Annotated in this window: 11 protein-coding genes; 3 read left to right on the plus strand and 8 right to left on the minus strand. The window is 67.6% G+C overall.

Annotated elements, in window-relative coordinates:
* The first annotated feature begins 122 nt into the window (after positions 1-122).
* Both ACQP1T_RS34580 and ACQP1T_RS34585 read left to right on the plus strand, forming a co-directional pair.
* Positions 123-698, plus strand: a complete 576-nt coding sequence (locus ACQP1T_RS34580) for a sigma-70 family RNA polymerase sigma factor (RefSeq protein ID WP_433757200.1) — start codon at positions 123-125, stop codon at positions 696-698.
* Between the two features lies 1 nt (position 699).
* Entirely contained in the window at positions 700-951 is a 252-nt protein-coding gene (locus ACQP1T_RS34585; RefSeq protein ID WP_433757201.1) for an RskA family anti-sigma factor, read from the plus strand.
* A 124-nt stretch (positions 952-1,075) separates the two neighbouring features.
* Here the strand turns inward: ACQP1T_RS34585 and groL are convergent, their stop codons facing one another.
* Together groL and groES are read right to left on the minus strand one after the other, a co-directional pair.
* Positions 1,076-2,686, minus strand: a complete 1,611-nt coding sequence (gene groL, locus ACQP1T_RS34590) for a chaperonin GroEL (RefSeq protein WP_433757202.1) — start codon at positions 2,684-2,686, stop codon at positions 1,076-1,078.
* 88 nt (positions 2,687-2,774) lie between these two features.
* A complete protein-coding gene (gene groES, locus ACQP1T_RS34595) occupies positions 2,775-3,074 on the minus strand; it encodes a co-chaperone GroES (protein ID WP_040686722.1) in 300 nt (99 codons plus the stop codon).
* A 719-nt stretch (positions 3,075-3,793) separates the two neighbouring features.
* Between groES and ACQP1T_RS34600 the strand changes: the two genes are divergently transcribed.
* Positions 3,794-5,347 carry an Hsp70 family protein gene (locus tag ACQP1T_RS34600; RefSeq protein ID WP_433757203.1) on the plus strand — a complete coding sequence of 518 codons (1,554 nt, stop codon included), beginning with the start codon at positions 3,794-3,796 and terminating at the stop codon, positions 5,345-5,347.
* A 394-nt stretch (positions 5,348-5,741) separates the two neighbouring features.
* Here ACQP1T_RS34600 and tsaD read toward each other — a convergent pair whose 3' ends face one another.
* The 6 genes from tsaD to alr form a co-directional block, all read right to left on the minus strand.
* On the minus strand, positions 5,742-6,785 hold the full coding sequence (gene tsaD / locus ACQP1T_RS34605) for a tRNA (adenosine(37)-N6)-threonylcarbamoyltransferase complex transferase subunit TsaD (protein ID WP_433757204.1): 1,044 nt from the start codon (positions 6,783-6,785) through the stop codon (positions 5,742-5,744).
* Positions 6,782-7,285 (minus strand): ribosomal protein S18-alanine N-acetyltransferase, encoded by a 504-nt coding sequence (gene rimI, locus ACQP1T_RS34610; protein ID WP_433757205.1) that lies wholly within the window; start codon positions 7,283-7,285, stop codon positions 6,782-6,784. Before rimI ends, tsaD begins: the two co-directional genes overlap by 4 nt.
* Positions 7,286-7,326: 41 nt before the next feature.
* A complete protein-coding gene (gene tsaB, locus ACQP1T_RS34615) occupies positions 7,327-8,040 on the minus strand; it encodes a tRNA (adenosine(37)-N6)-threonylcarbamoyltransferase complex dimerization subunit type 1 TsaB (protein WP_433757206.1) in 714 nt (237 codons plus the stop codon).
* Between the two features lie 88 nt (positions 8,041-8,128).
* Entirely contained in the window at positions 8,129-8,581 is a 453-nt protein-coding gene (gene tsaE / locus ACQP1T_RS34620) for a tRNA (adenosine(37)-N6)-threonylcarbamoyltransferase complex ATPase subunit type 1 TsaE (protein WP_062983010.1), read from the minus strand.
* Positions 8,574-9,647, minus strand: coding sequence for an alpha/beta fold hydrolase (locus ACQP1T_RS34625; RefSeq protein ID WP_433757207.1), 1,074 nt, complete (start codon positions 9,645-9,647; stop codon positions 8,574-8,576). Before ACQP1T_RS34625 ends, tsaE begins: the two co-directional genes overlap by 8 nt.
* On the minus strand, positions 9,644-10,783 hold the full coding sequence (alr, locus tag ACQP1T_RS34630) for an alanine racemase (RefSeq protein WP_433757208.1): 1,140 nt from the start codon (positions 10,781-10,783) through the stop codon (positions 9,644-9,646). Before alr ends, ACQP1T_RS34625 begins: the two co-directional genes overlap by 4 nt.
* Between the last annotated feature and the right edge of the window lie 309 nt (positions 10,784-11,092).

Genomic DNA, 11,092 nt, shown 5'->3' on the forward strand with positions numbered 1-11,092 from the left:
AGCGGCCCGCTACGGTAGTGACCGATGACACAGAATGGAGCGTTGTGACAACGCGGCCGCCGGCCGCAGAGGGCGACTCGTTCCGAAGAGAAGCCATCCCACCCACCATTGCTTCCAACCGGGTGGAATCTGCGGTAACGGCACGCGCCGCCGAAAGTATCGAGCTCGCCGCACTTCTCGAACGTTGCGGCCAGTCCGACCAGGAGGCATTCGCCGAGCTCTACGACCGAACGTGCGCGCGCGTATTCGGTCTGGTGCTACGGGTCCTGCACGACCCCGGCTACGCGGAGGAGACCACCCAGGAGGTGTATCTCCAGATCTGGCGGACCGCGTCCAGTTTCGACGCGACCAAAGGTTCCGCGGTGACGTGGTTGATGACCCTCGCCCATCGGCGGGCCGTCGACCGGGTCCGCGCCGAACAGGCCCATACCCTGCGCGAAGTCGCTTATGGGATAAGGGTTCTCGGTAACGAATTCGATGAGGTCACCGAAGAAGTAGAGCGAAGGCTCGAGCAGCAGGCCGTCCAGCAGGGTCTAGGGACATTGACACAGACTCAGCGGGAAGCCATTTCGCTCGCCTACTACGGCGGGCGAACCTACGCGGAAGTCGCCGACTTCCTCGGCGTAGGGTTACCGACCGTTAAGTCCCGTATACGGGACGGATTGACACGACTGAAGAAAAGTTTGGGGGTGACGTGAGATGAACGAAGTCCGGATCGATCTCGCGCACGCCGTCGCGCTCGGATCGATCGACGACGAAGACCACAATGCGGTACAGGAAGTGCTCGACGGCGAGGACCCCGCACTACGCGCGGAATTCGTGACCGAGGTCCAGCAGACGGCCGAAGTCCTCGCCGCTCTCGCGGAGGCGACGGCGGCCGAACCGCCCGCCGCCCTGCGAACCAGATTGCTCGCCGCCATCGCCGCTGAGCAGCCACCCGTCGCCTCTTAGAACTCCGCCGAGCCGTCGCGATTGATATTTTCCGACTTCTCGCGCGGCATTGCGTTCATATTGTTCACAAACGAAGGCCCCCGGGACGTGCGGTCCCGGGGGCCTTTTGCCGTGCGGCCTACGCTCAGTGCGCGTGACCGTGGTGGCTGTGGTCGTGCTCCTCTTCGGCAGGCTTGTCGACCACCGCGCTCTCGGTGGTGAGGATCATCCTGGCCACCGACGCCGCGTTCACGACCGCGGAGCGGGTCACCTTCACCGGGTCCACGACACCGTCGGTGAGCAGATCACCGTAGGCGAGGGTGGCGGCGTTGAAGCCCTCCTTGCCGTCGGCGACCTTGCTGACCACCACGGAACCGTCCACGCCCGCATTGGTGGCGATCCAGAACAGCGGCGCCGACAGTGCGGTGCGCACTGCCTCGACGCCGATGGCCTCATCGCCGGACAGCGAGTCGCGCAGCTCGACGAGCTTGCCGGCGGCGTGCACCAGGGCGGTACCACCACCGGGCACAATGCCCTCGTCGACGGCGGCCTTGGCCGCGCTCACCGCGTCCTCGACCCGGTACTTGCGCTCCTTGAGTGCGGTCTCGGTGGCCGCGCCGACCTTGATCACCGCGACACCACCGGCCAGCTTGGCCAGGCGCTCCTCGAGCTTCTCCCGATCCCAATCCGAATCGGTGGCCTCGATCTCGCGCCGCAGCTGCGCGCCGCGGGCCGCGATGTCTTCGGCGGTGCCGGCGCCGTCGATGATCGTGGTGTCGTCCTTGGTGACGACAACGCGACGTGCCTTGCCGAGCACCTCGATGCCCGCCTCGCGCAGCGCGATGCCCAGATCCGGGTTGACCACGGTGCCCGCGGTGACGACGGCCAGGTCGTCGAGGAAGGCCTTGCGCCGGTCACCGAAGAATGGGGCCTTCACCGCAACGGCCTTGAGGGTCTTGCGGATCGAGTTGACCACCAGGGTGGACAGCGCCTCGCCCTCGACGTCCTCGGCGATGATCAGCACCGGCTTGCCGGATTCGGCGATCTTCTCCAGCAGCGGGAGCAGATCCGGCAGCGAGCTGATCTTCTCCCGGTTCAGCAGGATGTAGGCGTCCTCGAGGACGGCCTGCTGGCTGTCGGCATCGGTGACGAAATAGGGCGAGAGGTAGCCCTTGTCGAACTGCACGCCCTCGGTGACGACGAGTTCGGTCTGCAGCGTCGAGGACTCCTCGACGGTGACGACGCCGTCCTTACCGACGGTGGTCAGCGCCTTGCCTACCATTTCGCCGATCTCCTCGTCGCGCGAGGAGACGGTGGCGACCTGTGCGATGGCCTGCTCGCCGGAGACCGGCGTTGCCAGCGCGAGCAGCGCCTCGGAGACCGCGTCGGCGGCCTTGGCGATGCCCGAACCGACCGCGATCGGATTCGCGCCCGCGGCAACGTTCTTCAGGCCCGCGCGCACCAGCGCCTGGGCCAGCACGGTGGCGGTGGTCGTGCCGTCACCGGCGACATCATTGGTCTTGGTCGCGACGCTCTTTACCAGCTGCGCGCCGAGGTTCTCGAACGGATCCTCGAGGTCGATATCGCGCGCGATGGTGACACCGTCGTTGGTCACGGTCGGGCCGCCGAAGGCCTTCGCGAGCACGACGTGGCGACCACGCGGCCCGAGGGTGACCTTCACCGCGTCGGCGAGCTTGTCGACGCCGCGCTCGAGAGCACGACGAGCCTTCTCGTCGAACTCGATCTGCTTTGCCATGTGTTTGTCAGCTCCTGTGTGTTCTGGGCCGAACGCACTCCGCCCCGGGTCGCGAAAGACACCGGGGCGGAACGCATGTGCCTATCGGCTACTTGGTGACGACGGCCAGGATGTCGCGCGCCGACAGGATGAGGTATTCCTCGCCCTGGTACTTGATCTCGGTGCCGCCGTACTTGCTGTAGATGACGACGTCGCCTTCCTTGACGTCGACCGGGATGCGGTCACCCTTGTCGGTGACGCGTCCTTCGCCGACGGCGATGACGGTGCCCTCCTGCGGCTTCTCCTTCGCCGTGTCGGGGATGACCAGGCCGGAGGCCGTCGTCGTCTCGGCCTCGTTGGCCTGGACGAGGATCTTGTCCTCGAGCGGCTTGATGTTCACGCTCGCCACGTTGAGCCCTCCACTTTCAGGGGATTTACGGTCGTCCGGAACTGTTGTCCCGGACCATCGGTATCGGTTTGTATCGAGCGACCGGCAAGCAGTCGCCGACGGTCACTCGAACTCGACCCTGCGCATCAGCCCCGTCGTCGCGGGTGCCGGGACCCCTGCTCAGTAGTCGAAGTGGCACACGCACATCACACAGTGCCGACTAGCACTCTATACATGCGAGTGCCAGCGCTCAAGGTTGGACTGTGCCAAAAACGTTGGTCCCGGGCACCTGCGTGTCGTTTTCCGACACGCGTGCGCCACGCCACGCCCAGATGACTGAGGGCTTCCCAAGACTTCGGCAAATCTGTAACGTTCGGATAACGGATTGTGACAGTATTGACGACGGTCGTGCTCCGCTCGCCGTGTTCGTCACGAACCGGCGCCGTGGGGGGAGCACCAAGCGTCACGAAACACCCAGCGCCACAGAGCAATACCCGCTCCGCACGAGCAAGATCAGCGTCAGTACCGAGTTCGAACCAGCGTCACAACACCAGCGTTTTTCACCAAGAAGCTTCACCAGAGGGCAAGACCACACGTGATCCATGGCCGTCCCAGCGACCCATCCGGACAACGGGTCGGCCCGGTCCCGCGTCCGGATCGCTCGCCATCCACGCGAGCTGTCCGGCTGTCCATTCGAGATGGTCGGCGACACCATGACCATCCGCTCGAAGGGAGGTGACATGCGAACATCCCTCGGCATATCGGCCGGTAACGAGGTCGTGTGCTCGGCGCTGGTCGCTACCGCGTCCAACGGCGCGCAGAGTTTCGACTATCGGGTGGTTTCCGCGGACGCGGCCCACTCCGATCTCGGCGATCTCGTCGCGTCCTCGATCGAGCTGATGACCACCCAACTTCCGACCACGCAGCTCTCCTATGACGTGTCGTTTCCGGCGCATCCGGTCGGTGCGCGCTTCGCCGGTGCGAAATCGATCGGTGTCGATTCCGCCGCCGGTCGACCGCCCACCAGCGTGGCGGTCGCCTACCGCAGCAAAGAGCAGGCGCAGGTGATCCGGTCGGCCACCGGCAAACAGCGCGATCTGCGGCTGGTGCCGGAAGGTACTGCGGCACTTACCTATTTGCGGCACACCGGACTCGTGGACCGCTACGACACCGTCGCCATCGTCGATCTCGGCGCGACCGGTCTCAGCGTCACCGTCGCCGATCAGGCCGACTCGACCATCCTGCGCACCGAGCGCAGCGCGGCGGTGAGCGGCAACGCCATCGACGAGCTGATCTATCACCACCTCGTCGATCTGCACTACGCCCGGCGCGGCACCCGGCCCAACCGCGGCATGCTGACCAACCGCGGCCGGGCCGCCAAGGAACATCTATCGATCGCGCCAGCCGTGACCATCGATCACGTCGCCGGACAGCCGCTCAAGCTGACCAGGGCCGACTTCGAGGAACTGATCTCGGATCTGCTGCGCGAGACCGCGGTCTTCACGGCCGCGGTATTCGGGCGGGCCCCCAAAATGCCGCAGGCCGTCATCGTGATCGGCGGCGGGGCCAATATTCCGGCCGTCCTGTCCACCCTCGAACACCAGCTGGATATTCCGGTGCACACCATCGACGATCCGGAGGCGGTGATCGCGAAAGGCGCCGCGCTGGTGGCGGATTCGGCGCAGCCGTCGGTCTTCCCGGTGGTCGGCGCCGCCGACGCGCCGGTCGGTACCTTCACCAAGGTCGTCGGCACGCTGGCGGGTGCGATCGTGGTGGTCGGGCTGGTCATCGGCTACGGGGTGAAGACCTTCGCGCCGACCGGAGACGACGAGATCTCCCCCGCGGGCACCACCAGCAGTGCCCAACTACCCACGGCGCCGGTGACGGTGGCGCCACCGACCAGCGCGGGCACTTCGACCACCGGCCCGAACCGGGAGAACACCAACCGGCCCTCCGGCGCCAATATCCCCTCACTCACCCCGGACCGCAGCCAACCGGCCACCTCGACCGCCTCCTCACCCGTCGGGACCACCCCGTCCGCGCCGACGCTGCGCCCGGATCCGAACCTGCCGCCGATCCCGTTCCCCGAGTTGCTCGGGCCGCTGTTCGGAAATCCGAATGCGCCGGGCCCCGGGTCATCTGGGCAGGAGCGCGGTCCGGCGTCATCGGCTACGCCGACGCCGCAATTCGGGCCGACGCAGACGCCTGCGCAATCGCGGATTCCGTTCCCGCCGAAGGCGAATTCGGGGTCGAGTGCCGGACGGTCGGGGCAGTTGGTCGGGCCGCACGACTGAGTGATCCCCATCTGGGCGGCCGGAGGGGTGAAGAGATCGTCTGGGCCGGGAGCAGCCGGCATGTAGCCGGACGGGCGAAGACCGTCCAGAACGAGAGCAAACCCAGCAGCAAGCCCGACGGGCGAAACCGTCCAGGACACGAGCATTGGGAGCGGGCGGCACCAAGCGCGAAGAGAGGCGGCACCAATTACGAGAGCAGGCGGGGCACCCAGCGCGAGGCCAGTCGGCAACGACCCGTCGGACACCTCTCGTAGGCGCACCAGGCTGACAGAGTCCAGGCCCCACCCACCCGCTCGCTGCTGGACGGGTGGTCACGTGGAACTATGGCGGCAAACGCGAGTAGCCTCCGCCACCAGTTCCACCTGATCTTGATTGCCCCTCGGGGCCGGGTGCGTCAGCCGACTTGGCTGACGGAGACTGGGAGGCCGGGGTCGGTGGCGACGGTCAGGGGGGATGGGGGTGCGCCGCCTGCGATTACGTGGGCGCCGAGTGCGGCGATCATTACGCCGTTGTCGGTGCACAGGCGGGGTTTGGGGACGCGCAGGCGCAATCCGGCCGCGGCGCAGCGCTCTTCGGCCATCGAGCGGATTCGGGAGTTGGCGGTGGCGCCGCCGCCTAGGACCAGGGTCTCGACACCGACGTCCTCGGCCGCGCGCACAGCCTTCATCGTGAGTACGTCTGCGACCGATTCCTGGAACGATGCCGCGATGTCCGGGATCGGCAGCTCATCGGCGGTGAAACCATTGCGCTGTGCCGCCTCGACGTAGCGGGCGACGGCGGTTTTGAGGCCGGAGAAGGAGAAGTCGTAGCGGGGATCGCGCGGGCCGGTCATACCGCGCGGGAAGGCGATGGCCTTCGGATCGCCGTGTGCCGCAGCGGCATCCAGCGCGGGACCGCCGGGGAAGCCGAGGCCGAGTAGCCGGGCGACCTTGTCGAAGGCTTCGCCCGCCGCGTCGTCGACGGTGCTGCCGAGTTCGACGATCGGCTCGGACAGATCCGTGACGTGCAGCAGATGCGTGTGCCCGCCGGAGACCAGCAGCGCGACGCAGGGCGGCATCGGGCCGTGTTCGAGGGTGTCCACCGCGACGTGTCCGCCGAGATGGTTCAGTGCGTAGAACGGCACATCCCACGCCGCCGCATAGGCTTTCGCGGCCGCGACGCCGACCAGCAGCGCACCGGCCAGTCCGGGTCCGATGGTCACCGCGAGCGCGTCTGGCTTGCTGATGCCCGCGGCGGCCAGCGCTCGGCGCATGGCGGGCACGATGGCCTCGAGGTGTGCGCGCGAGGCGATCTCCGGGACTACGCCGCCGAAGCGGGCGTGCTGTTCGACGCTGGAGGCGACCTCGTCGGCGAGCAGTTCGCAGGTGCCGTCGGGGTGTCGGCGCACAATGCCGACTCCCGTTTCGTCGCAGGAACTTTCGATGCCCATGACGATCACGACAGCACCTCGTTCGGTTGTGCCGATTCGGTCGGCTGCGGGCGCCAGGCCGGATTCGCTGCCAGTTCCGGTCTGCGCATGGTGTAGGCGTCGGCACCGCTGGGGTGGTAGTAGTTCTTGCGCAGGCCGATGATGTGGAAGCCGTGCTTCGCGTAGAGCGCGATAGCGGGGGCGTTATCGGTGCGAACCTCGAGGAAGACCGGTCCGCCGCGCTTTCCCGCCTCGGCGAGCAGCGCTTCCAGCAGCAGCGTGCCGACACCGCCGCGATGGCAGCCAGGATCGACGCCGATGGTGTGCACCTCGGCCTCCGGATGTTCGGGATTACCGAGCAGCGCGATACCCGCGTAGCCGACCATCCGTCCGGCCTCGTCGCGCGCGACGATATAGCGGTTGTGCGGTCCGGCCAGTTCCGAGCGGAAGGACACCGCCTGCCACGGGTCGTCCTCGGGGAACAGCAACTGCTCGAGTTCGACACAGCGTTCGATATCCGCGATGTCCATGGGCTCGATGCGAACCGCGGGTCTGCTCGGCTGCACGGCCGTCACGCTCCCGTCCGGTCGAGCGTGCGGTAGCTCCGTTCGACCGCGTCCGGCCTGCGCAGGTACAGCGGGATCAACGGTTCCGGCACGGCGCGCGCCAGCAGTTCGGCAGCCGCGACCCGTACCAGACCGGCGGGTGACGGGGTCTCGGCCGGAAGCACGGGCAGGTCGAACAGATCGACGTGCGAGGCGGATCCGGCGATCACGGTGGCCCGCACGGGATCCAGGTCACCCGGCTTGCTCACTTCCGGGCCCTCGATGCGATATCCGTCACGGTAGCGGGCCCAGTACACCTCCCGACGGCGCGCGTCGGTGACCACGAGCAGCTCGCTCTCGGGTGTGATGCCCGGCAGCAGCGCGGGTTCGAGCACCGCGTCGGCGGCGATCGCGTCGAGGCTGCACACGCCGTATACCGGGACGCCGAGCGCGTCACCGAAGGCGGCCGCGGTCGCCATGCCGACCCGAAGTCCGGTGAACGGTCCCGGCCCGATGCCGACCACGACGGCCTCGATATCGGCCCTGGAACGATCTGCCTCCGAGAGGCATTCGAGGATTTGCGGGGTGAGCACCTCGGCGTGGGCGCGGGCGTCGACCCGGACGCGTGCGGCGACGGTGTGCACCCGGGCCGGGGCGAGGGTGCCGGATGCGGCCTGCTCCAGTTCCACCAATCCCGCTGTTACGGCGGGTGTCGCGGTGTCGACGGCTAATACAAGCATGATTGACCCAACGATACCGGGTGGTACCTGCGCGCGGTGCGGACCTACTCGGTCGTTACGGCGCCCTGAGTATCCGCCATCTCGCGAGCTAACCGACCCATTCCCAGATCGCGGTGCGGACTTCGGAATTCGGTTCGCGGGAGAGCAGCACGTACAGGTGCCGCTCGGCGAGATGTTCCACCACACCCTTGCCCCACTCGACCACCACGACCGCCTGATGCAGATCGGTGTCGAGATCCAGGGCGTCCAGTTCGTCCAGATCGCCGCCGAGTCGGTAGGCGTCCACATGCACCAGCGGCACCGGCGCGGCACCCTGGCGCTGTCCGGCCCGGTGCTGGCGGGCGATGATGAAGGTCGGTGAGCTGACCCGGCCCTGCACACCGAGGCCCTCGGCGATGCCGCGCGTCAGTGCCGTTTTGCCCGCGCCGAGCGGCCCGTCGAGTACCACCAGGTCACCCGCGCCCAGTCCGGCGGCGAGTTCGCGACCGAAGGCCTCGGTGTCGGCGACCGTGGGCAGAATCCGTTGCTGCCGTTCAGCCACCGGCGACCTCCGCGGTTGATGGGGTGTCCTCGATGACGCCCGCACGCATGAGCAGCCGGTCGAGTGCGGCGTTGACGATATCCGGGAACTGCATATGCGCCATATGCGCGGCGTCATCGAGTCGGATGAGTTCGCTATCGGGCAATTCGCGTGCCAGCGCCCGCGAATTTCGGAACGGGATGACGACATCGTGCGCGCCGCCGAGCACCAGCACCGGCAGGCCCGCGAGTGTCGGCAACGCGGCCGATTCGTCGTGCAGTTCGATGGCCTTCAGAAACTTCACGATCGTTTCGACGGGTGTGCGGTCGATCATGAGCGTGGTGAAGCGGGACAGGGTCGGACTTACGTGTCCGTGAAACGAGCTGACGTGCAGTATCGGCGCGATCACATGCCGGACGGTGCTGCGCCCGGCCTGCACCAACGCGGGCGCGGTGTGCACGGCCAACCGGAAACCGTCGACGGCCGGGTTGCGCAGCAGCTGCGCGATACCCGCCGAGGTGACCTCGGCGGCAGCAGTCGAAAGCAGACCGACCCCGATCACTCGCGCCGCGAACAACTCCGGGAACTGCGCCGCCGCGGCCAGCACGGCCATGCCGCCGAGCGAATGACCGACCAGCGCCACCGGACCGGTCGGGGCGGTCGCCTCGATGACGGCGGCCAGATCGCGGCCGAGTTGGGCGACGGTACAGCTGCCGGTGGTCGGGGTGCCGGAGCGGCCGTGGCCGCGCAGATCGAAGAAGACAAGGCGAACGCTTGTGCCCCAACGCTTTTCCAGATCACGGCGCTGGAAGTGGTAGGACTCCATGGTGTTGCAGAAGCCGTGCACGAAAATCACGGTGACCGGTGCATCGGGCGGGCCGCATTCCCGGGTGGCGAGGCGCACACCGTCTTCGGTGAGCACCGCGCCGGAGCGGTCCTCGTCGAGCAGGTCGAAGTTCTCGTGTCGGTACTCATCGGCGCTGGCGGGCCGGAGCACCCGGGCGCCGATGCGGCGCAAAGCGTGGCCCGAGGCCAGCGCGCCGACCACACCGGCGGTTGCCAGTCCGCCGCGGACGACTGCCCTCATCGGATTCCCCCTACGTGGCGCCGCACCACCCGGCCGTGTGGGGAGCACACGATCTCGTAGTGGATGGTGCCGAGCAGATCGGCCCAGTCCTGGGCGCGCGGTTGGTCCGCGCCGAACAGGATCGCGGTATCGCCCTCGGTGACGCCCGCGGCATTGTCGCCCAGATCGACGACGAATTGGTCCATGCAGATGCGACCGACGTTGGGGCGCAACGCGCCGCCGAGCCACACCGCGAAGCGATCGCTCAACGGGCGGAACACACCGTCGGCGTATCCAGCGGGGATGAGGGCGACGGTGGTGTCGCGCGGAGCGATCCACTGGTGGCCATAGGAGACGCCTTCACCGGCCGCGACCTGCTTGACCAAGGCGACTCGGGCCTGGAAGGTCATCGCGGGGCGCAGCCCGAACTCGCCGAGTTCGGGTATCGGGGTCAGGCCGTACATCGCGATGCCGGGGCGGACCATATCGAAGGCCAGATCCGGGCGGGTGAGCGTGGCGGCCGAGTTCGCGAGGTGGACCAGTTCCGGTTCGAGGCCGTGCTCCTTGGCGGCGGCGACGGCCTCGACGAATCGGTCGCGCTGGACGTCGAGGAAGGGGTGTTCCGGCTCGTCGGCGTGTGCGAGGTGGGAGAAGATCGCGCGCAACCGCACCACCTGTTCGTCCACCAGCGTGCGCAGGGCAACCAGCACCGCCTCGTATTCGGGCGGTGCGATGCCGTTGCGGTTGAGGCCGGTGTCGACCTTGAGTGAGACGACCGCGGTTCGTCCGGTTGCGCGCGCCGCGGCCTCGATCGCACGCAGGATCTCCAGGGAGGAGACGCCGATCTCGATATCGTGTTCGATCGCGGCGCCGAAGTCGGCATCGGAATTATTGAGCCAACACAGGATCGGGGCGGTAATTCCGGCGGTACGCAACTGCACCGCCTCGGCGACCGTGGTGACCCCGAGTTCCGCCGCCCCCGCCGCCAACGCGGCCCGCCCGACCTCGACGGCGCCATGGTTGTAGCCGTCGGCCTTGACCACCGCCATCACCGCCGCATCCCCCGCATATTCACGCAGGACCCGCACGTTGTGGGCAATGGCATCCAAATCGATAACCGTCTCCACTTGCGCCTCCACGCTTAGTGATCCTGCCATTCGGCGCCCGGCACGCGCGAGGGCGTCGGTTTACGGGGAGGCGAGGGCACGTGGGATGCGGATCGCGGGACGGAGATGGCGCTGCGCGGCGCTGCCGAGACGGGAGCGGCGGAGAGGTGATTTTCGTACGCGGCATGAAACCGCGCGGGATGCGGATCGCGGAGCGGAGATGGCGAGGAACGTCATTGTCGAGCCGGGAACGGCGGACACGCGATTTTCGTAGTGCAGCGAGAACCTCGATCTACAGCGTGGACGCACAAGATGCGGATCGCGGGCCGAAGACGGCTAGGACCGGGACCGCCCAGTTAG

It is taken from the genome of Nocardia sp. CA-135398 (assembly GCF_050955845.1).
GTDB lineage: Bacteria > Actinomycetota > Actinomycetes > Mycobacteriales > Mycobacteriaceae > Nocardia.